This is a genomic window from Pseudomonas sp. G11, from assembly GCF_029457515.1.
Taxonomy (GTDB): Bacteria; Pseudomonadota; Gammaproteobacteria; order Pseudomonadales; family Pseudomonadaceae; genus Aquipseudomonas; species Aquipseudomonas gorinensis.
Map to the genome: position 1 here is coordinate 155477 of NZ_CP120377.1, position 22622 is coordinate 178098.

At 62.6% G+C, this 22622-nt stretch carries 22 protein-coding genes; 13 read left to right on the forward strand and 9 right to left on the reverse strand.

Annotated elements, in window-relative coordinates; genetic code table 11:
* Nucleotides 1-16 precede the first annotated feature (16 nt).
* From folE2 to P2T68_RS00710, 6 genes are read left to right on the forward strand one after another with little or no spacing between them, the layout of a single operon-like run.
* The gene (gene folE2, locus P2T68_RS00685) at nucleotides 17-907 is read left to right on the forward strand and encodes a GTP cyclohydrolase FolE2 (RefSeq protein ID WP_024078197.1); all 891 of its coding nucleotides are present in this window, start codon (nucleotides 17-19) and stop codon (nucleotides 905-907) included.
* The gene (locus P2T68_RS00690) at nucleotides 904-1572 is read left to right on the forward strand and encodes an ATP-binding cassette domain-containing protein (RefSeq protein WP_277378906.1); all 669 of its coding nucleotides are present in this window, start codon (nucleotides 904-906) and stop codon (nucleotides 1570-1572) included. The genes folE2 and P2T68_RS00690 overlap by 4 nt, the downstream gene beginning before the upstream one ends.
* Nucleotides 1572-2438 carry a metal ABC transporter permease gene (locus P2T68_RS00695; protein WP_024078199.1) on the forward strand — a complete coding sequence of 289 codons (867 nt, stop codon included), beginning with the start codon at nucleotides 1572-1574 and terminating at the stop codon, nucleotides 2436-2438. The genes P2T68_RS00690 and P2T68_RS00695 overlap by 1 nt, the downstream gene beginning before the upstream one ends.
* 11 nt (nucleotides 2439-2449) lie before the next feature.
* The gene (locus tag P2T68_RS00700) at nucleotides 2450-3328 is read left to right on the forward strand and encodes a metal ABC transporter substrate-binding protein (RefSeq protein WP_024078200.1); all 879 of its coding nucleotides are present in this window, start codon (nucleotides 2450-2452) and stop codon (nucleotides 3326-3328) included.
* Nucleotides 3325-3885 (forward strand): DapH/DapD/GlmU-related protein, encoded by a 561-nt coding sequence (locus tag P2T68_RS00705; protein WP_150295457.1) that lies wholly within the window; start codon nucleotides 3325-3327, stop codon nucleotides 3883-3885. Before P2T68_RS00700 ends, P2T68_RS00705 begins: the two co-directional genes overlap by 4 nt.
* 3 nt (nucleotides 3886-3888) lie before the next feature.
* Nucleotides 3889-5226 (forward strand): dihydroorotase, encoded by a 1338-nt coding sequence (locus P2T68_RS00710; protein WP_150054443.1) that lies wholly within the window; start codon nucleotides 3889-3891, stop codon nucleotides 5224-5226.
* On the opposite strand, the gene P2T68_RS00715 is transcribed toward P2T68_RS00710, so the two are convergent.
* Nucleotides 5223-5744: a DUF3617 domain-containing protein gene (locus tag P2T68_RS00715; RefSeq protein WP_024078203.1), complete on the reverse strand. Its 522-nt coding sequence runs from the start codon at nucleotides 5742-5744 to the stop codon at nucleotides 5223-5225. The two genes, P2T68_RS00710 and P2T68_RS00715, sit on opposite strands and share 4 nt — an antisense overlap.
* A gap of 130 nt (nucleotides 5745-5874) precedes the next feature.
* Between P2T68_RS00715 and cls the strand changes: the two genes are divergently transcribed.
* Nucleotides 5875-7314: a cardiolipin synthase gene (gene cls / locus P2T68_RS00720; protein ID WP_024078204.1), complete on the forward strand. Its 1440-nt coding sequence runs from the start codon at nucleotides 5875-5877 to the stop codon at nucleotides 7312-7314.
* 78 nt (nucleotides 7315-7392) lie between these two features.
* Here the strand turns inward: cls and cfaB are convergent, their stop codons facing one another.
* The 8 genes from cfaB to P2T68_RS00760 all read right to left on the reverse strand — a co-directional run bounded on the left by cfaB (nucleotide 7393) and on the right by P2T68_RS00760 (nucleotide 16562).
* Nucleotides 7393-8577, reverse strand: coding sequence for a C17 cyclopropane fatty acid synthase CfaB (gene cfaB, locus P2T68_RS00725; RefSeq protein ID WP_168232992.1), 1185 nt, complete (start codon nucleotides 8575-8577; stop codon nucleotides 7393-7395).
* Nucleotides 8578-8664: 87 nt separating this feature from the next.
* Entirely contained in the window at nucleotides 8665-9453 is a 789-nt protein-coding gene (locus P2T68_RS00730; RefSeq protein ID WP_277378907.1) for a DNA-binding domain-containing protein, read from the reverse strand.
* On the reverse strand, nucleotides 9444-10289 hold the full coding sequence (locus tag P2T68_RS00735; protein WP_069077319.1) for a DUF692 domain-containing protein: 846 nt from the start codon (nucleotides 10287-10289) through the stop codon (nucleotides 9444-9446). The genes P2T68_RS00730 and P2T68_RS00735 overlap by 10 nt, the downstream gene beginning before the upstream one ends.
* A 65-nt stretch (nucleotides 10290-10354) precedes the next feature.
* Nucleotides 10355-10606: a membrane protein gene (locus P2T68_RS00740; protein ID WP_024078208.1), complete on the reverse strand. Its 252-nt coding sequence runs from the start codon at nucleotides 10604-10606 to the stop codon at nucleotides 10355-10357.
* Between the two features lie 117 nt (nucleotides 10607-10723).
* A complete protein-coding gene (locus P2T68_RS00745; RefSeq protein ID WP_102623572.1) occupies nucleotides 10724-12610 on the reverse strand; it encodes a cation-translocating P-type ATPase in 1887 nt (628 codons plus the stop codon).
* The gene (locus tag P2T68_RS00750) at nucleotides 12607-13641 is read right to left on the reverse strand and encodes a protease modulator HflK (RefSeq protein WP_024078210.1); all 1035 of its coding nucleotides are present in this window, start codon (nucleotides 13639-13641) and stop codon (nucleotides 12607-12609) included. The genes P2T68_RS00745 and P2T68_RS00750 overlap by 4 nt, the downstream gene beginning before the upstream one ends.
* Nucleotides 13638-14627, reverse strand: a complete 990-nt coding sequence (locus tag P2T68_RS00755; RefSeq protein ID WP_162163627.1) for a protease modulator HflC — start codon at nucleotides 14625-14627, stop codon at nucleotides 13638-13640. Before P2T68_RS00755 ends, P2T68_RS00750 begins: the two co-directional genes overlap by 4 nt.
* Nucleotides 14628-14636: 9 nt before the next feature.
* Entirely contained in the window at nucleotides 14637-16562 is a 1926-nt protein-coding gene (locus P2T68_RS00760; RefSeq protein ID WP_024078212.1) for a protease modulator HflK, read from the reverse strand.
* Between the two features lie 321 nt (nucleotides 16563-16883).
* Here P2T68_RS00760 and P2T68_RS00765 point away from each other — a divergent pair, with 321 nt between their 5' ends.
* The 6 genes from P2T68_RS00765 to P2T68_RS00790 are packed head-to-tail and all read left to right on the forward strand — an operon-like array spanning nucleotide 16884 to nucleotide 22567.
* Complete coding sequence (locus P2T68_RS00765; RefSeq protein ID WP_102623570.1) at nucleotides 16884-17507, forward strand: CDP-alcohol phosphatidyltransferase family protein; 624 nt, start codon at nucleotides 16884-16886, stop codon at nucleotides 17505-17507.
* A 10-nt stretch (nucleotides 17508-17517) separates the two neighbouring features.
* Nucleotides 17518-19272 carry a bifunctional alpha/beta hydrolase/class I SAM-dependent methyltransferase gene (locus P2T68_RS00770; RefSeq protein WP_024078214.1) on the forward strand — a complete coding sequence of 585 codons (1755 nt, stop codon included), beginning with the start codon at nucleotides 17518-17520 and terminating at the stop codon, nucleotides 19270-19272.
* Between the two features lie 2 nt (nucleotides 19273-19274).
* On the forward strand, nucleotides 19275-20570 hold the full coding sequence (locus P2T68_RS00775; RefSeq protein WP_277378908.1) for a phosphatase PAP2/dual specificity phosphatase family protein: 1296 nt from the start codon (nucleotides 19275-19277) through the stop codon (nucleotides 20568-20570).
* Nucleotides 20560-21003 carry a hypothetical protein gene (locus P2T68_RS00780; RefSeq protein WP_024078216.1) on the forward strand — a complete coding sequence of 148 codons (444 nt, stop codon included), beginning with the start codon at nucleotides 20560-20562 and terminating at the stop codon, nucleotides 21001-21003. Before P2T68_RS00775 ends, P2T68_RS00780 begins: the two co-directional genes overlap by 11 nt.
* A gap of 9 nt (nucleotides 21004-21012) precedes the next feature.
* Nucleotides 21013-21633 carry a lysophospholipid acyltransferase family protein gene (locus P2T68_RS00785; protein ID WP_277378909.1) on the forward strand — a complete coding sequence of 207 codons (621 nt, stop codon included), beginning with the start codon at nucleotides 21013-21015 and terminating at the stop codon, nucleotides 21631-21633.
* A 1-nt stretch (nucleotide 21634) separates the two neighbouring features.
* Nucleotides 21635-22567 (forward strand): phosphatidate cytidylyltransferase, encoded by a 933-nt coding sequence (locus P2T68_RS00790; protein WP_024078218.1) that lies wholly within the window; start codon nucleotides 21635-21637, stop codon nucleotides 22565-22567.
* Nucleotides 22568-22622 lie beyond the last annotated feature (55 nt).

Genomic DNA, 22622 nt, shown 5'->3' on the forward strand with positions numbered 1-22622 from the left:
AACGATGGACCTGCTTATGAATGCGCTGACTCTGCCGGATATCGCCGCGCAAGCATCACGCCAAGCCTTGCCCCTCGACTGGGTCGGCATGTGCGGCATCGCCCTGCCCATCTTGATCGATGGCCAGCGTCTGACGGCCAAAGCCGATGCCGGCGTCAGCCTCGACGACGGCACCGCCCGTGGCATTCATATGTCACGCCTGTACCTGGCGCTGGAAATGCTCGGCCAACAGCCCCTGACGCCGACACTTCTGCGTAATGTACTGCAGCATTTTCTTGCCAGTCATGAAGGTTTATCTAAGAACGCCTACCTGCGTATCCATACCGATTTGCTCCTGAATCGTCCGGCCCTGGTCAGCCCACTGGCCGGCTGGAAGGCCTACCCGGTGAGCATCGAGGCACACCTGGAAAACCAGATGTTCCACGTGGAACTAAAAATTGACGTTACTTATTCCTCAACCTGCCCCTGCTCTGCTGCCCTCGCCAGGCAGTTGATTCAGCAGCAATTTGTCGATGACTTCGCCAACACACCGTTGCGACATGAAGACGTGCTGACCTGGCTCGGCAGCGCCAATGGCATTGTGGCCACGCCCCACAGCCAGCGCAGCAGCGCACAGCTGCGCGTCCACCTGCAAGGCGAGCATCTGGCGCTGACCGAGTTGATCAACGACGCAGAAGCCGCCCTTGGCACTGCCGTGCAAACCGCCGTAAAGCGTGCAGACGAACAAGCCTTCGCCCTGGCCAATGGGCAGAACCTGATGTTCTGCGAAGACGCCGCCCGCCGCCTGAACCTCGCCTTGAAACGCTCGGATGCCGTCAAAGCCTTCCACCTCAAAGTGATCCACGCCGAAAGCCTGCACGCGCACGATGCCGTGGCTGAAAGCCGCTGGACGAGACCCTCTGCATGATCACCTGTACCGCTTTACGCTGGGGTGCCCCTGGGCAACCGCTGACCCCCGCCGTGGATTTCACCCTGGAAAAAGGCAGCCTCACCGGTGTGATCGGCGCCAACGGCACCGGCAAAAGCAGCCTGCTGAAGGTTATCGCCGGGCTGCAAAAGCCATTGGCGGGCAAAGTCACCGTGAATGTGCCACGGCGCGGCGGCCTGTCGTTCCTGCCCCAGCAGCAGCACCTCGACCGCCAGTTCCCCATCAGCCTGCAAGAGTTAGTGGCCGCCGGCTTTTGGGGCACCCAACTCACCCTGCAACAACGCAGCCAACGCCTGCAAGCGGTGCTGGAGGATTGGTGCCTCAGTGGCCTGGAACATCGCCCGTTGATGGCCTTGTCTGGCGGCGAACTGCAACGTGCCCTGCTCGCCCGCATGAGCCTGGCCGAGGCGTCGGTGCTGTTGCTCGACGAACCCCACGCCGCCCTCGATGAAGATGGCCAGGCCTTGTGCTGGAAACATATCCACGCCTGGCATGCCCAAGGTCGCACGCTGGTAGTGGTGTGCCATGACCTGGCCGCCGTGCGTGAACATACCCAGCAAGTGGTGCAGATCAAAAGCACCGGCTGCGTCGTCGGCCCCAGTCAAGAACTGATCCGTCCACACCCTCGCATGCAGGTGGCCTGATGCACTTCGCCTCCCATCTGTGGATGCCCTTTGCTGACTTCGTCTTCATGCGTCGCGCCCTGATCGGAGGCCTGGTACTCGCCTGCAGCACCGCGCCGCTGGGCGTGTTCCTGATCCTGCGGCGCATGAGCCTGATTGGTGACGCCGTCGCCCACGGCATCCTGCCCGGTGCGGCCCTGGGCTTCTGGTTCGCCGGGCTCAGCCTGCCCGCGCTGACCGTCGGTGGCCTGGGTGCCGGCCTGGGCATGGCCGGGCTGGCGGCCTGGATCACTCGCCGCACCGGCCTGCGTGAAGACGCCAGCCTCGCGGCTATCTACCCCATTTCACTGGCCGCCGGCGTGCTGATCCTGGGCATTGCCGGCAAACGCCTGGACCTGCTGCATCTGCTGTTCGGCTCAGCGCTGGCCGTCGACGAGGCCACCCTGACCGGCATGCTCTGGGTCTCCGGGTTCAGCCTGGTGGCCATGGTGCTGATCTACAAGCCGCTGCTGCTGGATACCCTCGACCCGCTGTTCCTGCAAACCGTCAGCCGCCTGGGCCCGCTGGCCCATGGTTTGTTCCTGACCCTGGTGGTGTTGAACCTGGTCATCGGTTTCCAGGCCATCGGCGCGTTGATGGTGGTGGGCTTGATGATGTTACCGGCCATCGCGTCACGGTTCTGGAGCCGGCGCCTGCCGGTGTTGATCGCGATATCGGCGGTGCTGGGATGCCTGTCGGTATGGCTGGGTTTGTTGCTGTCGTTCTACTACTCACTGCCCAGCGGCCCGGCGATTGTGCTGGTGGCTGGCGGCGGGTACCTGCTGTCCGTGGTCTTCGGTCCGGTGCACGGCTTGCTGCGCCGCCCCCCCTTGCTGTCATCCCAATGAGGTGTCTCCCGATGCGCGCTTTACTCGTGCTGTTCAGTCTCGTCCTGTCGTTATCGACGGCCCAGGCCGCCGACAAACTCCAAGTGGTTACCAGCTTCAGTATCCTCGATGACATCACCCACCAGATTGGTGGTGATCACATCCAGATCAGCAATATGGTCGGCCCCGACGCGGACGCCCATACCTACGAGCCCACCCCGGACGATGCCAAGGCGTTGCTCAAGGCCAAGCTGATCATCAAGAACGGCCTCGGTTTTGAACCCTGGCTGGACCGCCTGGTCACCAGCACCGAAACCAAGGCCACGGTGGTCACCGCCAGCAAAGGTGTGATCTCCCACACCATGGAGGAGGACGGCGAAACCATCCCCGATCCACACGCCTGGCACAACCTGGCCAACGCCGAAATCTACGTGAACAACATTACCAAGGCGCTGGTGGCCGCCGACCCGGCCAACAAGGCCGACTACCTGCACAACAGCCAAGCCTACCTGAAAGAAATCTACCGCCTGCTCGCCGAAGCCAAGACCAAATTCGGCGCGCTGCCACCGGGCAACCGTCGCATCGTGACCTCTCATGACGCCTTCGGCTACCTGGGCCAGGCCTATGGCATCCAGTTCCTGGCGCCTCAGGGCCTGTCCACCGAACGTGAGCCTTCGGCCGCCGAAGTCGCCGCGCTGATCACCCAGATCCGTAAAGACAAGGTCAAAGCCGTGTTCATGGAAAACATCAAGGACTCACGCCTGCTCAAGCAGATCGCCGACGAAAGCGGCGCGCAGATCGGCGGCACGCTTTACTCCGACGCTCTTGCAGCAGAAGGCCCGGCCAGCACCTTTACCGGGCTGTTCGAATACAACCTCAATACCTTATGCGCCGCGTTGGGTAAGCCATGATTCGCAAGAACCCTTCCGGCGATCTGCCGGTGATCGCCGAATCGGCCTACGTCGACAAGACGGCGATCATCTGCGGCAAGGTCATCATTGGCGAGAACGTCTTCGTCGGCCCCTACGCCGTAATCCGCGCCGATGAAGTCAACGCCAGCGGCGCCATGGACCCTATCACCATCGGCGCCAACTCCAATATCCAGGACGGCGTGGTGATCCACTCCAAATCGGGCGCGGCGGTGACCATCGGCGAGTTCACCTCCATCGCCCACCGCTCCATCGTCCATGGCCCCTGCAGCGTCGGCGACCGTGTCTTCATCGGCTTCAACAGCGTGCTGTTCAACTGCACCGTCGGCGACGGCTGCGTGGTGCGTCATAACTCGGTGGTCGACGGCCGCGACTTGCCCACCGCGTTCTACGTGCCCTCCACTACCCGCATCGGGCCGAACACTGACCTTTCGCAGTTCCCGCCGGTCAGTGTCAGCGCCTCGGAGTTTTCCGAAGACGTGGCACGCACCAACGTCGACTTGGTCCGCGGTTACAAAGCCCTGCAAAACGAGTTCTGAACCATGAGCCGCCTGCTGATCCGTAACGCCCGCCTGGTCAACGAAGGCCAGGTATTCGACGCTGACGTACTGGTCGCCAACGGCCGCATCGAGAAAATCGCCAGCAGTATCGAGGACTGTAATGCGCCCCTGGCGATCGACGCAGAGGGCCAATGGCTGCTGCCAGGGATGATCGATGACCAGGTGCACTTTCGCGACCCTGGCGCACCCGACAAAGGCAGTCTCTACAGCGAATCCCGGGCGGCCGTAGCCGGTGGCATCACCAGTTTCATGGACATGCCCAACACCCAGCCGGCCACGCTGACCCTGCAAGCCCTGGCCGAAAAAAAGCGCCGCGCCGGCCTGCATTCAGTCGCCAACTACGGTTTTCACTTTGGCGTCAGCAACGACAATCTCGACATCGTCGCCGCGCTCGATCCCCGCGAAGTGGCTGGGGTCAAAGTGTTCATGGGGGCCTCCACCGGCAATATGTTGGTAGACGACCCTCGGATTCTGGAGCGGCTGTTTGCAGAAGTGCCGACCATCCTGCTGGCCCACTGCGAACACACGCCGAGCATCCTGGCCAACGAGCGGCGCCTGCGCGAGCGTTTCGGGGACAAGATCCCCGCCGTCGCCCACTCGCTGATCCGGGACGCCGAGGCCTGTTATCGCTCCTCCTCTTTGGCCGTGGAGTTGGCCAGGCACCACGGCACACGCCTGCATGTGCTGCACCTGACCAGCGCACGCGAATTGGCGTTGTTCGAGGACAAACCCCTGGCGCAAAAACGTATTACCGCTGAAGTCTGCGTGCACCACCTGCTGTTCGACGACCGCGACTATCACCGCCTGGGCCATCAGATCAAATGCAACCCGGCGATCAAGACCCACGCCGACCGCGACGCCCTGCGCCAAGCCTTGCTCAGTCATCGTCTGGATGTGATTGGCACGGACCATGCGCCGCATACCTGGGCGCAAAAACAGCTGGGGTATTGTGAAGCGCCATCGGGCTTGCCGCTGGTGCAACATGCGTTGCCGGCGCTGCTGGAGTTGGTGGCCGACGGGCTGCTGCCCTTGACCACCCTGGTGGCGAAGACCAGCCATCGGGTCGCCGACCTGTTCGCCATCCCGGATCGGGGTTATCTACGCGAAGGCTATTGGGCCGACCTCGTGCTGATCAAACCAGAGCCGGCGGGCAAGCCCGTCAGCAGCCAGCCGATCCTGGCTCGCTGCGGCTGGACACCCTTCGCCGAGCGCAGCTTTCGCCACAGCGTCAGCACCACGCTGGTCTCCGGCCACCTGGCCTGGCATAACGGCAAGGTGGTCGACAGTTGCCAGGGTTTACCGTTGCAGTTCCTGCGTTAAGCGCGAGGCTTGACCGTACCGCAATTGCTGCCCAGCCACTGGGCATGGCTGTCCAGGCTACCCTTCTGTTGAATGCCAGTGGCATTGAAGGTGCCGTTGACGGTGGTGGTGAATTCCTTCTGGCTCTGGAAGGTGGCAACCCCCGTGCCCTGGGCTTTGGGGCAACTGAAACGGAATTTCCACTGGTTACCGGTCTTGTCGGTGACTTCCTGTTTGCAGCCCGATTGCGGGTCGGTCAGGGGGATCGTGTCAGAGGCAACCTGGGCGGGCGTGAGGCACACCTGCACGCCTTTGCCGGCCATGGTGACGCCCTGCTTTTCCAACATGGCGCGCTGTTCGGGGGTCATCTGTTGCTTGAGCTGACCCAGTATCAGCGACAGGTCCGGCAGGTCCTGGTTATCGACTTTCATATTGCTGGTGGTCAATTCCCACAAGCCCGGCGCCAGCATCTGCGCCTGCGCTGCCACGGGCAACGACAAACCAACAACCATGGCCAAACCAAGCAGACGAGCATTCATCGGGTAACTCCTGGGCAATTGTTGGCGTTAGACGCCGTAAACGTGCCAGTGTTGCACGACAAATAAAATAGCGACATTCGTGGCCGAACATGGTCTGTTACGCATTGGATTGTCTGGAGTCATGTCGTCCATGGATTTTTTTGGCCCGCACCTGCTCGCCTACTTCATCGCCACGCTGCACTTTCTCGGGACCCTCGCCGCGATCCATGCGGTGCTGACCGTCAGGACCGCCCAAGGCTCGATCGCCTGGGCCTTGTCGCTGATGTTCATGCCCTACCTGACCCTGATCCCCTACCTGATTTTCGGCCGCAGCACCTTCGACGCCTACATCCAGGCGCGGCGCCAGGCCAACCAGGAAATGCACACTGCTATCACCGAGCTGAACTGGCGCCCGTGGGTCGAGGAAGCCTTGGCCGCGCGCAACTCCAGCGCCTACGCCTCCCTGCGTGCCATGCCCAAGCTGGGGCGCATGCCATGCCTGGCAAACAATGAAGTGCGTTTGCTGATTAATGGCGACGCCACCTTCAGTGCGATCTTCGACGCCATTCGCAACGCCAATACTGCCGTGCTGTTTCAGTTCTTCATCATTCATGACGATGAACTCGGCCGCCAACTGCACGCCTTATTGAAGGAAAAGGTCGCGCAAGGCGTAGGCATCTACGTGCTCTATGACCGAATCGGCAGCCATGCCCTGCCCCATCGCTACGTGCAATCGCTACGCGACGCCGGGGTGCAGGTCAAGGCGTTCGCCACCCGTAGCGGCTGGCTCAATCGCTTCCAGGTCAACTTCCGCAACCACCGCAAGATCGTAGTGGTGGATGGCATCACCGGCTTTGTTGGTGGGCACAACGTCGGTGACGAATACCTGGGCAAAAAACCGCCGCTGGCTCCGTGGCGCGATACCCATGTGCAAGTCACCGGCCCGGTGGTGGCCTGCCTGCAGGAGTCGTTCGCTGAAGACTGGTTCTGGGCCGCACGAGAACTGCCGCCCTTGATCCTGCCGGACACCTACCCCGACGACGGTGTGCTCTGCCAATTGCTCGCCAGCGGCCCGGCAGACCCGTATGAAACCTGCTCGCTGTTTTTTGTCGAGGCCATCCACGCGGCGACCGAGCGTGTGTGGATCACCAGCCCGTATTTCATTCCCGACGAAGCGGTGTTTGCCGCCCTGCGCCTGGCGGTCCTGCGCGGGGTGGACGTACGCCTGCTGCTGCCATCCAGGCCCGACCACCGAATCGTGTATGCCGCGTCCAGCCTCTACGCCATCGAAGCCGTACGAGCCGGGGTGCGGGTATTCCGCTATACGCCAGGCTTTCTGCATCAGAAGGTGGTGTTGGTGGACAGCGAAATCAGCGCCATCGGCAGTGCGAATATGGACAACCGTTCCTTCCGGTTGAATTTCGAAGTGATGTTACTGACCGTCGACGAAGCCTTCGCCAAGGAAGTGGAGCACATGTTGCTGGACGACTTTGCCCTGGCGCATGAAGTCAGCCAAGAGGAAAGCCGCGAAACCCGCCGCCTGCAACACCTGGGCATGCGGATCGCGCGCTTGATCTCACCGATTCTCTAACAGCCAACGCAGTAGAAAAAAGGTGGGAGGGGCACCGCCCCTCCCACCTTTAGTTCTTTAGTGCTTTCGTCATCGTGATCAGCGGTAGATATCTTCCCGCGTCCACGGCAGTTCATGGCTGCCATCCGCGTGAGGTTTCACCGCCAGGATCTGGTGCAAGTTGATCCAGCCCCGTGCAAACGCATACGCGCACCCCGCCAGGTACAACCGCCAAATACGCAACGCTTGCTCCGGCACCATCTTCGCCGCCGCTTCCAGGTTATCCTCCAGGCGTTCGCTCCAATGGTCCAGGGTGCGGGCGTAGTGCAGGCGCAGGCTTTCCACATCAACCACTTCCAGCCCGGCTTCGCTGATCTCTGCGGTCATCATCGCCAGGTGCGGCAGTTCGCCGTTGGGAAATACGTAGCGCTCGATAAAATCCCCGGCGCCACGGCCTACGGGACGACCATCGGTATGTTTGGCGGTAATACCGTGGTTCATCACCAGGCCGCCTTCACGCACCGCGCCAAACAGGGTCTTGCAGTATTGCGCCAGGTTGGCGTGGCCGACGTGCTCGAACATGCCCACGCTCACCACTTTGTCGAAACGGCCATCCTGGGGCAGGTCACGGTAGTCGAGCAACTGCAGGTCGACCTGATCTTCCAGGCCCTCGGCTTTTACCCGCTCTTTAGCCAAGGCCAGTTGGGCCTTGCTCAAGGTGATACCAAACACCTTGGCCCCGAACTCCCGCGCCGCATAACGCGCCAGCCCGCCCCAACCACAGCCGACGTCGAGCAGATAGTCCCCCGGCTGCAGCCGCAGCTTGCGGCACAGATGGCGAAATTTGTCTTGTTGGGCCTGGTCGATGGATTCGCTGCCGGTTTCGAAATATGCGCAGGAATAGGCCATGTCCTGGTCCAACCAAAGCTGGTAGAACTCGTTGGACAGGTCGTAATGGTAGGAAATCGCCGCTGCGTCAGTGGCCTTGTCGTGGATCGAGCGCACCGGACGATTCCCTGCGTCGTCATCGACCAGGGCGTGACTCAATTCGTCACAAACCCGGATCACTTCGGTGATGGAGCCTTCCAGCTCCAATTTGCCCTCGACGAAGGCCTCGCCCAGTGAGTCGAGCGTTGGATGGCTAAGCTTGGACACAACCGTGGGGTCCTTCACCACGATGGTCACACTGGGCTCAGGGCCCAAGTTGAATTCATGGCCATCCCAGAGTCGAAGACGCAGCGGTAGCTGAAGATTCTGTAAGGCCGGTGGAAGTTGCGCGAGCATGAGTAGTCCCCCCTTGTTTCAGACGTCTGGAATGAGGGTAGACCATCCGAAGACAAAGTAGGAGGCTATCGATTTAATAGCAGCCTTCTATGGGGCTCGGCGTTCGAGCAAACCGTCCTGGACCCACTGTTTCAGCCACGTGACCGCTTGCAGTGGTGCGCCCTCTCCATAAGTGACTAGCAACTGCGCACACAGTTCTGAAAAACTCCAACCGGTGGTCACCATTCCGGCCAACGCACAGATTTGCTCCGAGTCCATGCTGCGGTAATGGCAGATTTGCTGATGACGCCATACCAGGCAGATTTGCGCCGGCTCCAGCGCCTGGCTGCCGGGGAATTCCGATTGATCCTTGCTCGCACGCCAGATCGCCACCGTGTTGAAGCGACAGAGCAGTTGTTGCACGGTCGGCGCCAACTGAACCTTAAGCCCAGGCCACTCGTCAGGCGGCAACGACGCCATGGCGTCCAGGGTCAACGGCTGCCCCAACGGCGCATCGAAGGCCAGGGTAAACGCCCACTCCAGGCGCGCCAGCTCAGCCAGCGGCGCACTTTGTGCAGCCACCAGGTGCTCAAGGATAAACGCGGGAAACCGCTCACCCAGCCAGCGCAGGCTGTAATGAGCCGAGGGATAACGACGTACATAGGCTTCGGCCAGCCGCGCAAACTCATCATCCCCCAACCAATACCAGATGGCGCCGAAGTCATGCCGCAGGACATCCCGCAACCGTTCCAGATAGGCGTTGTGGTAAATCGCCAGGCCGGTGTCCACATCCAAAGTGGGCCCGCCGAGCAAGGTCGCGGCAAAGCCGCTGTCGGCAGTCGAGGTGTCCGATAACAGGTGCTGTTCGAAGGCCATCTGCCAATCGATCAGGCGCATCGCGACCTCCTGGCCAACGCGGTGGCGCCCAGTTCGCGGGCCTTGCTCAACTCGGTCAGCAGCTCTTCGAAGGGCGGGAAATGATCGTCACGCTCCAACAGTGTCGAGACCGGCCCCAGGTGCTCCAGCGTCCGTTGATACAGCGCCCATACCGGATCGCACACCGGCTGGTCATGGGTATCGACCACATAGTCGCCGTAGTCCCTATGCCCGGCCAGATGCAACTGCCGAATGCTCTCGGGCGGCAGGTTGAGAATGAAGGTCCAGGCGTCGAAACCGTGGTTACGGGCGCTGACATACACATTGTTGACGTCCAGCAAAAGCTGGCAGCCCGACAGATGGGACAGGGCGTTGAGGAATTCCCACTCGGTGAATTCATCCAGCTTGGAACGCACATAGCTGGAGACATTCTCCAGCACCAGCGGGCGCTGCAACACGTCTTGCACCTGGCGGATACGGTTGGCGACGTAGTAAAGGCTTTCTTCGGTGTAAGGCAGCGGCAGCAGGTCATGCAGCTGATGCGCGTTGCCGCGGCTCCAGCACAGATGGTCGGAAATCCACGCTGGCTGGATACGCTCGGCGAGCTGCTTGATGTGCTGGAGGTAATCGGTATCGAGGGCATGGGGGCCACCGATGGACAGGGACACGCCGTGCATCACCAGGGGGTAGCGCTCGGCGATTGCGTCCAGGTAGTACAAGGCTTTGCCGCCCTGCACCAGATAATTCTCGGAGATCACTTCGAACCAATCCACCGCAGGGGATTGCTCAAGGATCTGTTCATAGTATTCGTTGCGTAAACCCAGGCCGTAACCCAGGGAGGGGAAAGAGCTGGCCATCATGGACTCCTGGAAAGGTGTCCGCAGCGGTCGAAATACCCGCTGCGGGTGCACTCGGCTTGCGCTTACTCGCCGACCTTGCCACCAGCCTTGTCGCACTCAGCCTTGGTCATGGCCTTGAAGCCGTGGCCCTTGCACACCGCCTGGCCTTTGCAGGCGTTTTCAGCGGTCTTGCAGTCGTTCATGCCTTTGCAGGAAGTCACGCCGTAGCAATGAACCGCCGCGTCTGCGGCCTGCGCCTGGGTGGCGACACCGGCAAACATGGAAGCGGCAGCGATCGCCAGGGCAGCACCGGAAACGGCTTGTTTGATGTTCATTGTGTAGTCCTCATCAATCAGTAGTGGAGTCGGTCTGAACGGATTGCTCAGTCTCGACACACCACTAGAGTGAGGCCCCCTATCGGCGTTACAGCCGCTTGCAAAAATTCCTCGGAATTATTCGTCGAGCTTCAACAGCGGCTCCTGGAAACGCAGCAAACGCCCGGCGTTACCCAGCACCAGCAAGGTGCTGAGGTTGTGCAGCACCGCCGCAATCATTGCCCCCGCGGCCCCCAGCCAACCGAATGCGGCAAACACCACGATGGCCAACGTCCAACCCAGCCCGATGATCACATTGACCTGCAATGTCTTGCGGCACTGGCGACTCAAGCGCACACAGGTGCCCAACCGGCGCAGGTCGCTGCCGATCAACACCACATCCGCCGACGCGAGTGCGATATCCGCCCCACCCGCGCCCATGGCGACGCCGACCACGCCGGCCTTGAGTGCCAGGGAGTCGTTGATCCCATCACCCACCACCATCGGCCGGAAGCCGCTGCTGATCTCCCCCAACACGCGATTGAGCTTGTCTTCCGGCAGTGCCTGGGCTTCGACATCACTGATGCCGACGTCCAGGGCCAGGCTGTCGGCCACGCTCTGGCGGTCGCCGGTGAGCAGCAATTGCCGGCCCAGGCCCAGCTCCCGCAGCTCTTGCAGGGCCTGGCGGGCTTCCGGCTTGACGCTGTCAGCCAGCAGCAACCAGGCGAGGAATCGCCCGTTCAGCGCCAGCCCGGCAATCGGGCCGTCGTGGTTCGGCACGGTCGTGGTGGCAATACCCAATTGTTCGAACAACTCCGGGCGCCCCAACGCGGCTTCACCCTGCTCGGTCTGTGCCACGACGCCCAGGCCCTGGCGTTCGCGGATATCAGTCAGCACCAACAATTGCGCCTGGATCGCCAACCCCGCCAACGCCCGACTGACCGGGTGACTGCTGGCCGAGCCGAGGCTGGCGGCAAGGTTCAGCAACCCCTGGCGGTCCGACACGCTGGTTTCGATCGACTGCAAACGCAGGGTGCCAAAGGTCAGGGTGCCGGTCTTGTCGACCACCAACGAAGTCAGGTCCGCCAACTCTTCCAGGAAGGCTGAACTGCGAATCAGAATCCCATGCCGTGCCGCCACGGCAATCCCGGCAATTGCCGTGGCCGGCGCCGACAGCACCAGCGCACACGGGCATGCCGCCACCAGCACCGCGAGCATCGCCTGGGCGTCGTTGGTGACAAACCAGGTGACCGCCGCCAGCAACAGCACCAACACCATATAGCTGCCGGCATAGCGCTCCAGCAGCCGCGTGATCGGTGGCTTGGAACGCTCGGCGTTCTGCATCAGGGCGATGACCTTGCCCAGGGTCGATTCATTACCGGTGCGGGTCACTTGCAGGCGCAGCAAGCCGTCGAGGTTGATCGCCCCACCAAACACCTGCATGCCGACACTGGCCTCCAGCGGCACCGACTCACCGGTGATCGGCGCCGTGTCCAGGCTCGCCTGGCCAGATAACACCACCCCATCCGCCGGTACCCGGTCACCCGCACGCACTTCGACAATATCGCCGGTGTTCAGCGTGCCGTTGTCCACTTCAATGATGCTCCCGTCAGCCTGCACCCGGCGCGCATGGCTGCGGGTCAGCTTGCCCAAGGCATGGATCGCTTCCTGGGAGCCGATCACGCTGCGCTCTTCCAGCACATGGCCAAAGATCATGATGATCGGCAGCAGCGCGGCGGTCAGCAGATCGCCCGTCGCCCAGGCGCCGAGCATGGCCAGGGCGATCAGTTGGTCGGTGATGCCATGCAGGCTGGGAAACCGCAGGCTGTACCAGGCCGAACGCATCACCGGCACGGCCACCAGCAGCGAAGCGACACCCAGCAACAACTGGCTCACCCCCTGCTGGTCCGGCGCCAGCCAGCGCCACACCAGGCCCAGCACCAGCAAACCCAAGGCGAGCATGGCCAGGGTCAATTGCCGGGCGGCGCTGCGCTGCTCGGCGGAAGTCAGCATAGGTGCGCTCATTGGTCGGCTCCCTGGATGATCAAGCGGGAGTCGTCTTTGGGATCGACCGTGGTTACTGAGCCGGCCTGGCCGAGGATCTTCGGCAAGCGCTCGCGGTACAGTCGCAGCAGCAGGCCGGGGTCTTTGACCTGGGCCAGGCTTGCGACAGTGGCGGTTTGCGCCTGGGCATTGGCCAGGCGCTCACTGGCCTGGGCATGGGCGACTTGCACCATGCGGTCGGCTTGCTGGTTGGCGGTTTGGGTGAGCTTTTCCGCGTCGGTACGCGCATTGGCCACCGCTTTGTCAGCCTGCTGGCTGGCAGTGAGTACCGCATTGAACGCATTCACCGCCGGGCTCGGCAGGCTCGATTGCACATCGACACGGGTCACTTCGATACCCAGGCCCAGACCGCTGGCGGCCAACTCGGCCAAGCGTTTATTGATGCCCTGCACCAGGTCCCCGCGCAGCCGTTCACGGCGCTCGGCGGCGCCGTTGTCGGTACCGATCAGTTCGGGGCGCGCCACCAGGATCGTGTCGAGGTCACGGGCGGCGGTCAGTGCCACGGCACTGCGGGTCACCAGGCGATCCAGGGCCGGCAGTACATGCTCGCCCTGCAACACAAACGCGTAGGGTTCGGTGACCTTATAGAACACCCGCACATCCAGCTGCACCACGCCGGCATCGCCGGTCAGCAGGTAGCCGGAGCCGGCCAGTGCATCGCTCAACGGCGTGGCGAAACTGGCCACGCGGTCGGCCTGTACCGCCGCATCGGAGCGCAGCAGGTTCTCGACGCGGCGTTCGATCACACGGTCTGCCGCCGGCAACAGCACCACTTGCTCGAAGGGTTGCGGCCACGCCAGCAATAGCCCGGCGTTCTGGATTCGATCCAGTGCGCCGAAGTGCAAGACCACGGCGCGGTTCTGGGGGTCGATCTGGCGCACATTGGAAAATGCCCAGGCCAGCGCCGCCAACACAGTCACCGCGTACAGCGCCAGGAACGTCAGGCGGCCGGCCTGGATCCAGGGGCTGTCCGGGCTGTCACGCTCAGTCATGGTTGAACGTCCTTCGGCCCGTCCACCAAGACGCGAAATGGCGCGGCGTCAGTGCGCAGGATGATCTTGGTACCCGGGGTGACCACGGTGCCCAAGGTATCCAGGGAGCGCAGCAAGTTATACAACTGCGGGTTGCCGGCGTAGGCACGACCATAAATCTGCGCGGCTTCGACCCGCGATTGGGCTTCGATATCGGCAGCTTTTACCGTGGCGTCAGCCTGCACGATCCGCGCATCGCGCTCGGCAGCGGAGCGAATCTGCGCCGCTTCACGCTTGCCCACGGCGGTGCGTTCAGTGGCGATGGTTTCACGCTCGGCGCGCATGCGGTCGACGGTGGCAGTGAGGGTCACCGACGGCAAGGTCAGCCGCTCAATACCCACCTGTGCCACGCGTACGCCATAGGTGGTCAGCAATTGTTGATCGATCTGCTGGCGCAACTGCGCCTCGAATTCGGCGATGCGCACCTGGCTGGCATCCGTATTGATCAGGCTGGACAGGTCGAAGCTGGCCGCCGTGGTTTCCAGTGCCGAACCGACAAAGGTGCGAATCTGCCGCGCCGCTTCATCCGGTTGGTTCTGCACTGCACGCATAAAGCGCTGCACATTGTCGGCATCGCCTTGTACCTGCCATGCCACATAGGCCTGCACGATAATGCGCAGGCCGTCGCGGGTGCCCACATCCTGCAAACCGCTGGAAGTGGTGCGCAAGCGCAGGTCAACCGGGATCGCCGCTTCGAACGGTGCCGGCCAGCGCCAGCCCAGGCCCGGCTCCAGCAGCACTCTCGATGGGTTGCCGAAACGGGTAATCACCGTGGCCTCGCCCGACCGCACCTGCACCAGGCTGGCGGCAGCGACCGCAAACAGCACCAGCAATACGGCCCAGGCCATGCGGCGCCAAGGGAATGGGCCGGCGGGTTGTTCATCACCATGATGGTGATGATGGTGGCCGTGGTGGTGACCATGATCGTGAGAATGAGCGCTCAACAGACAGACTCCTTATTGAACGGCTTTACGCGGTACCGAGGGATCGGCCGGCAAGGTAAAAGAACGCAGATCGATCGTCGGCGCACTGTTGGCGCCCAGGCGATGATCCAGAATCAACAGTTTGGCGTGGGCCAGGCCCTGGCTGAGTTGGCCGAGGTACTGTTCCAGCACAAAGGCCCGGCCGGCCGTGGCGTAGGCCTTCTGTTCGGCGCTAAAACGCAGGTCTGCCGCCTGGGCGCCGGCACTCACTTCACGGGCAATGGCCAATGCCTGGTCGCGGGCGGTGCTGGCTTGCAACAACGCCTGGTTGGTTTGTTCGCTGGCAGCGCCGCGCTCACGGGAAATCAGGGCCTGGGCGCCGATCTGTGCCGCTTGCACGCCGTGGTAGGCATTGGCGGCACCGGCCGGCGGGTGGATCGCCTCCACCACGGTCGCCAAGATTTCCACCCCGCTGTCGAGCGTTTGCAGGTCGGCTTGTACGGCATGGCCGATTTCGTCGGCCAAGCGGGTGCGTTGTTCGCCAAGCAATTCATCGAGGGTGCGTGAAGCGAAGTCATGCACGAGGATGCGGCTGGCGGTGCTGCGGATCAGGGTCGGCACATCGGCGCTGTTATAGGTGGCGGCCAGCGCGGCCTGGTCGGTCAGGCCGATACGGTAGACGAAACGCACGTCCATATTGACGATCTGGAAGCTCTGCTTGTCGCCGCTGCTGCTGGCGATCACCTGGGATTTGTCATTGACATGGCTGGCGTCCCACAAGCGGTTGGCAATCAACGGCGCAGGGCCTTCGGCGGCGGCAAGCTCCGGCGTGGCCGCCTCGCTGATGCTGGTCGCCAGCTCATGCACCACACCGTTCTCCACACTCAACACGCGGCCCAGCGGCCAGGGCAAGCCGGCATGCAGGCCAGGGCCGAAGACCTCCACGGGTTTGCCGAAGCGCTCATAAATCCCACGGCCTTGCAGGGGCACTTCGTGTACGCCGGTCAGTGCCCAGCCTACGGCCAACACCACCAGCAATACTGGCAGGAACGCCCGGCGCATGTAGGTAAACGCCCAGATCTGGCGCAGGTCGATGCCGAAGCGGTTGTGCAATTCGTGCTGCAGCGCCTGCAAGGGTTGTGGCGGCCAGCGCAGCAACCCGGCGATAAAGCTCTGCGCCATCAGGCGCGGTTCCAGGCGCGGCTGCCGTGGGCTGAACAACGAGAGTACGCCGCGTAACAGAAACTCCAGCGCCACCAGCGCCGGCAACAGCCCGATCAGCGTGGCCAAGCGCAATGGCCAGACCGCTTCGGCACCCGCGAACAACAGGCAAATCGCACTGACCACCAGGCAGATGATCGCGACTCGACTGAGCTGCACCAACTGCGCGGCTTCCGGCCACTGCGCAGCGGTTTCCTGAGCCAGGCGGCGCTCGAACACCAGCAAGCCGAAGGCCAATGCCAGCGCCAGCGCCGCGCCGATGCTGGCAGACTGACTAACCGCCGCCGCAGGCAAGGCCAGGTTCCAGAACTCGAGGACGCTGACCAGCGCCAGCAGCGACCAACCGACGAGCCACAACACGGGCGCGCCGATCTGGGCAAGCAGCCCGCTGCCGAATCGATTGATCAGGTCGCGGTGCCAGGCGGCAGGCTCAACAGGTGGCTCGATCAGCTCGACGATGGTCCCTTCCAGCGCCTGGGCGCGCCAATCGGCCACCCACCACGCCGACTGCAAGCCGGCCACCAGCACCAGCAGGGCCGACGCGCAGTTGATCAACACCACCGGCCAGATCGACAGCGGCGCAAACAGCGCGACAAACAGCGCCAATACCCAGCCACTGATAGCCAGCAGGGTCAGGCTGATACCGGCTTGTCTCAATCGACGGGCATGGAACAGCCCTTGCTGAAAACGCGGCAAGCCTTCTACCGAGGCGCCTTCAGCTTCTAGATCCAGTTGCATCCACTCAACGCCCGCTCGTACACAATTCGTTACGATATAACACGGATAGTGAAATTTTTGTTCGATAAACACCCCTTTTCAAGCCGCCCACAGATCCCCTGTGGGAGGGGGCTTGCCCCCGATGACAGTGGATCAGCCAACACCGGCATCAACTGACAGACCGCTATCGGGGGCAAGCACCTCGCACATTTGCTCTTGCGTGCTTTCCAGATCGTGACTAACCCCCCATAAACACAAGCCATCACTGGTACAGGCCACGAATAATCGGCACACTCCAAACCAGTTTTTCGCGGGCTCACGGACAAGGAAGCGTCACCTCCCATGATTTCGATCTATCAGCTCAAACCGCGTTTTCAAAACCTGCTGCGCCCCCTCGTGCAGCGCCTCTACGACAACGGCACCACCGCCAACCAGATCACCGTACTGGCCGGCGTCGTTTCCTTGCTGGTCGGTCTGCTGATCGCTGGCTTCGCCCAGCACCTTTGGCTGTTTGCACTGATCCCGCTGTGGATGATCCTGCGCATGGCCCTCAACGCCATCGACGGCATGCTCGCGCGGGAATTCGGCCAGCAGTCGCGCCTGGGTGCCTACCTCAATGAACTGTGCGACGTGATCGCCGACAGCGCGCTGATCCTGCCCTTTGCGCTGATCCCCGGCGTCAGCCTGGTGCCCGTACTGCTGGTGACCTTGCTTGCGGTGTTCAGCGAATACGCGGGTGTGCTGGGACCGATGATTGGCGCATCACGGCGTTATGACGGGCCAATGGGCAAGAGTGATCGGGCGTTCGTCCTTGGCGTACTGGCCATGGGTGTGGCGCTGGGCTGGCTTGGCGCCGGTTGGGTCGATGCGGTGATGTGGCTGGTCGCCGCCCTGCTCGCCTACACCTTGGTCAACCGGGTGCGCCAGGGTCTCAAAGAAGAACACTCCATCTCCCCTTCTGCATAAGGATTTTGCGATGCGCGAACAGCAAGAACACACCTTCGCTACCCATGATGGCGTCGAGCTTTTCTACCGGCACTGGCCGGCCACCGCCCCCGCGGACGGCGAGCCACGCAAAGCGATCCTGCTGTTCCATCGCGGTCACGAGCATTCGGGGCGCATCGCCCACCTGGTCGATGAACTGAACCTGCCGCAGTTCGACTTCTTTGCCTGGGACGCCCGTGGCCACGGCCAATCGCCTGGCGCACGCGGCGACAGCCCCAGCTTCGCCACCAGCGCCCGCGACGTGCAGACCTTCTGCGACCATGTCGGCGCCACCCACGGTATCGAGGAAGAAAATGTCGCCGTGATCGCCCAAAGCGTCGGCGCCGTGATCGCCGCCACCTGGGTCCACGACTACGCCCCTAAAATCCGTGCCCTGGTGCTGGCCTCCCCGGCGTTCAAGGTCAAGCTGTACGTGCCTTTCGCCCGCCCCGGCCTGGCACTGATGCGCAAGTTTCGCGGCAACTTTTTCGTCAACAGCTACGTCAAGGCCAAGTTCCTCAGCCATGATCCGGAGCGCGTGGCGTCCTACGACAGCGACCCGCTGATCACCAAGGCGATTTCGGTGAATGTGCTGCTGGGCTTGTACGAAGCGGCCGACCGGGTTGTAGCCGATGCCCAGGCGATCCAGGTCCCCACCCAGTTGCTGATCTCCGGCTCCGACTTCGTGGTGCACCGCAAACCCCAGCAGCAGTTTTTCGATCGCCTGGGCAGCCTGAAAAAAGAACTGCATATCCTCCCCGGCTTTTTCCACGACACCCTCGGCGAACGTAACCGCGCCGTGGCCGTAAGCAGCGCCAGGCGCTTTATCCTGCAAAACTTCACCCAGCCGCTGGACCGCGCTTCTCTGCTGGACGCCGACAAGCTGGGTGCCACCTGCGCCGAGTCCGAAGCCCTTGCCGCGCCACTGCCGCGCAACTCCCTGCGCGACCTGTACTGGCGCATGACCCGCGCCAGCATGGGCCTGGGCAAGAACCTGTCGGATGGCGTAAAGCTGGGCTTCGACACCGGGTTCGACTCCGGCAGCACCCTGGACTACGTGTACCGCAACACGCCCACCGGCAAAGGCGCGCTGGGTCGGATGATCGACACCAATTACCTCAACTCCATCGGCTGGCGCGGTATTCGCCAGCGCAAGCTGAACGTCGAAGAACTGCTGCGCCTGGCCATGGCCAAGCTGCGGGATGAACAGCGTGAAGTACGCATTGTCGACATCGCCGCCGGCCACGGCCGCTACATCCTTGAAGCGTTGCAAGGCGTGTCGCCGCTGCCGGAATCGATCCTGCTGCGCGACTACAGCGACATCAACGTGCGCGACGGTAGCGCGCTGATTCGGGAGAAAGGCTTGGGGGAGATTGCGCAGTTCGTCAAAGGCGATGCGTTCGACCGCGCTGACCTGGCCGCGCTGGCGCCCAAGCCGACGCTGGCCGTGGTCTCCGGGCTGTATGAATTGTTCGCCGATAACGCCATGGTCGGCGGTTCGCTGGCCGGCCTGGCTGACGCAGTGGAACCCGGCGGCTACCTGGTCTACACCGGCCAGCCATGGCACCCGCAGTTGGAGTTGATTGCCCGCGCACTGACCAGCCATCGCCAAGGCCAGGCCTGGGTGATGCGTCGTCGCAGCCAGGCGGAAATGGACCAACTGGTGGAGGCCGCCGGTTTCCGCAAAATCACCCAGCGTGTGGATGAGTGGGGCATCTTTACCGTGTCCCTGGCACAGAAGATCTGAACATGCGCGAACCCGGCCTGTTAAAGCCAGCCGTCCTGTGGCTGCTGCTCTTGGCGCCGCTGTTTTTCAGCACCTATGGTTTCGCCACCTGGGTCACCAGCCAGCGCAGCGACGTCGGCACACTGGTGTTCGGCTGGGAAACCCATATGCCATTCTGGGCGTGGACCATCGTGCCCTACTGGTCCATCGACCTGCTCTACGGCTTCTCACTGCTGCTGCCCAGTACCCGCCATGAACTGAAGCAACATGCGCTGCGCCTGCTCAGTGCCCAGGTCATCGCCGTGAGCTGCTTCTTGATCTGGCCACTGCGCTTCACCTTCGAGCGGCCGGAACTGGACGGCGTGTTTGGCTGGCTGTTTGCCGTGCTGGCGGGTTTCGACAAACCGTTCAACCAGGCACCCTCGCTGCATATCGCGCTGCTGGTGATCCTGTGGCTCATGTACCAGCGCCATGCCCAGGGCGTGTGGCGCTGGGTGGTGCATGCTTGGTTCGGGTTGATCGGTATTTCAGTGCTGACCACTTATCAACACCACTTTATTGACTTACCCACAGGTGCCCTCGCCGGCTGGCTGTGTGTGTGGCTGTGGCCGCTGGAACATCCCAGTCCGTTGCTGAATGCGCGGCTTAGCCGCGACCCCAAGCGCTGGCGGTTGGGTCTGCGCTATGGCCTGGGCGCCCTGACGTTGGTGATCCTCGCCTGGGTACTGCGCGGGTGGTGGCTATGGCTGTTGTGGCCGGCGGTGTCCCTGGCCTTGGTCAACGCCAATTACTGTGTGCTCGGCGCGGCGGGCTTTCAGAAGCGTGCCGATGGCCGTCTCACGCCGGCGGCTCGCTGGTTGTATGCGCCCTACCTGGCAGCCGCGTGGATCAATTCACGCCTGTGGACACGTCAGCATCCACAGCCCGACCGGATTGTGGATAACGTTTGGCTTGGAAGGATTCCTGCCACGAACGAGCAGGCTTCATTCCAGGCAATCGTCGATCTGTGTGCCGAACTGCCGATTAATCCACAGGGCGCTTATCAATGCCTTCCGGTGCTGGACTTGATCGCCCCAACCGCCGCCGAATGCCTGCAAGCGGCACACGCCATCGAACGCCTGCGCTCCAGCGGCCCGCTGCTGGTGTGTTGCGCCCTCGGTTACTCGCGCAGCGCCACCGCCATGGCCGCCTGGCTGCTGCACAGTGGGCGCGCCGCCACGGTGGATGAAGCACTGGCTATTATTCGTACAGCGCGAGACCAAGTGGTCCTGCATCCCACTCACCGTGAAGCGTTGGAGGGTCTGCTCCATGCCCGCTGATATGGAACTCCAAGTCGTCGCCAGCCTGCTGCGCCGGGGCCGTTCGCTGGATCAGTTATCCACAGGCCTGACATTACTGGGGGTATTGTTCGGCCTCGCGCAACTGCTGCTCGCCAGCATTTCGTCCATCTGCCTGTTGCTCAGCCTGTGGATGATTATCCTCGGCCTGCTGCAAAAGTACTGGTCGCTGCGGGTAGCCTTCGACGCCGACCTGTTCGCCCTGCTGGCCCGCGACACCGAACGCACCCCGGACCTCGACCAGGCGTTGCAAACCCTCGGCCTGCAATCGCCCAAACGCGCCGGTCGCCCCTGGACCGAACGCCGTCGTGGTGCTCTCAAACTGTTGCGCAAACAAGCCTGGCTGCTCGGCGCGCAAGTGCTGCTGACCCTGGCCGTGATCCTCGCCAGCCCTTGGCTACCTTTCGCAGGATAAGGAATCCCCATGTTCGAACCCGTGGTTGCCACGCTGATTACCTCGATGGCCCGCACCGTCACCGGGGCTCGTAGCCTGTGGCTGGGCTGCGCACCGGTGCCGGTGCAACGCATCTACTTCGCCAACCACAGCAGCCACGGCGATTTCGTGTTGCTGTGGGCGTCTTTGCCGCAGAACCTGCGCAAATTCACGCGCCCGGTGGCCGGCAGCGACTATTGGAACAAAAGCGCACTGCGCCGCTACATCATCAACCGCGTATTCAACGGCGTGTTGATCGACCGCGAACGCAAGGACCCTGTGGATAACCCCTTGCAACCCATGCTCACCGCGCTGGAAGGCGGGGACTCGCTGATCATCTTTCCCGAAGGCACGCGCAACCTGGAAGACGGCCTGCTGCCGTTCAAAAGCGGCTTGTACCACCTGGCAAAAAGTTACCCACAGGCTGAGTTGATCCCGGTGTGGATCGCCAACCTCAACCGGGTCATGCCCAAGGGTCGTGTGCTGCCTCTGCCGCTGCTATGCACCACCAACTTCGGTGCACCGCTGCAACTGGAGGAAGGCGAAGACAAGGCGCTGTTCCTGGCCCGTACCCGCGACGCCCTGCTCGCCCTCGCCCCGGAGCACTCCTGACATGGCTAGCCAAACCCTGATGTTGTTCGGCGGGATCGGCGCGATCCTGGTACTCGCCTCGCTGATCGGCCTGATCCTCAAGCTGCGCAGCCGTGGCGCGCCGAATGCGGTGATCGACAACCTCAACGCGCGCATCAATGCCTGGTGGGTGATGGTGGTCGTGATCGGCATTGCCTTCTGGCTGGGTACCGGCGCGGTGATCCTGCTGTTCTACGCGGTGTCGTTCTATGCACTGCGCGAATTCCTGACCCTCACCCCCACCCGGCGCAGCGACTACCCGGCCCTGGTGGCCGCGTTCTACCTGGCCCTGCCGCTGCAATACCTGCTGATCTATGCCGACTGGTACGGCCTGTTCTCCATTTTCATCCCGGTATACGTGTTCCTGCTGCTGCCGATCCTCGCCTCCCTCGGCGGCGACAGCACGCACTTCCTGGAACGCGCGTCGAAGGTGCAATGGGGCCTGATGATCGCGGTGTTCTGCGTGTCCTTCGTGCCCGCCCTGCTGACCCTCGATATCCCCGGCTACGAAGGCCGTAACCTGCTGCTGATCGCGTACCTGGTGATCGTGGTGCAATTGTCGGACGTGCTGCAGTACGTGTGCGGGAAGCTGTTCGGCAAACACAAGATAGCGCCCAACCTGTCACCGTCGAAAACCGTGGAAGGCTTTGTCGGCGGGATCTTGCTGTCCTCCCTGATCGGCGCGGCACTGTGGTGGACCACGCCGTTCAACCCATGGCAGTCGTTTTTGATCGCCCTGCTGATCAACCTGCTCGGCTTCGCCGGCGGCATCGTCATGTCGGCAATCAAGCGCGACCGCGGGGTCAAGGACTGGGGCCATATGATCGAAGGCCACGGCGGCATGCTGGATCGGCTGGATTCGGTGTGTTTCGCCGCCCCCATCTTCTTTCACCTCGTACGCTACTGGTGGACCTGACCCACACCCCTCTCAAGCCCAATGACGATCAAAATGTGGGAGGGGCCCCGCTGAC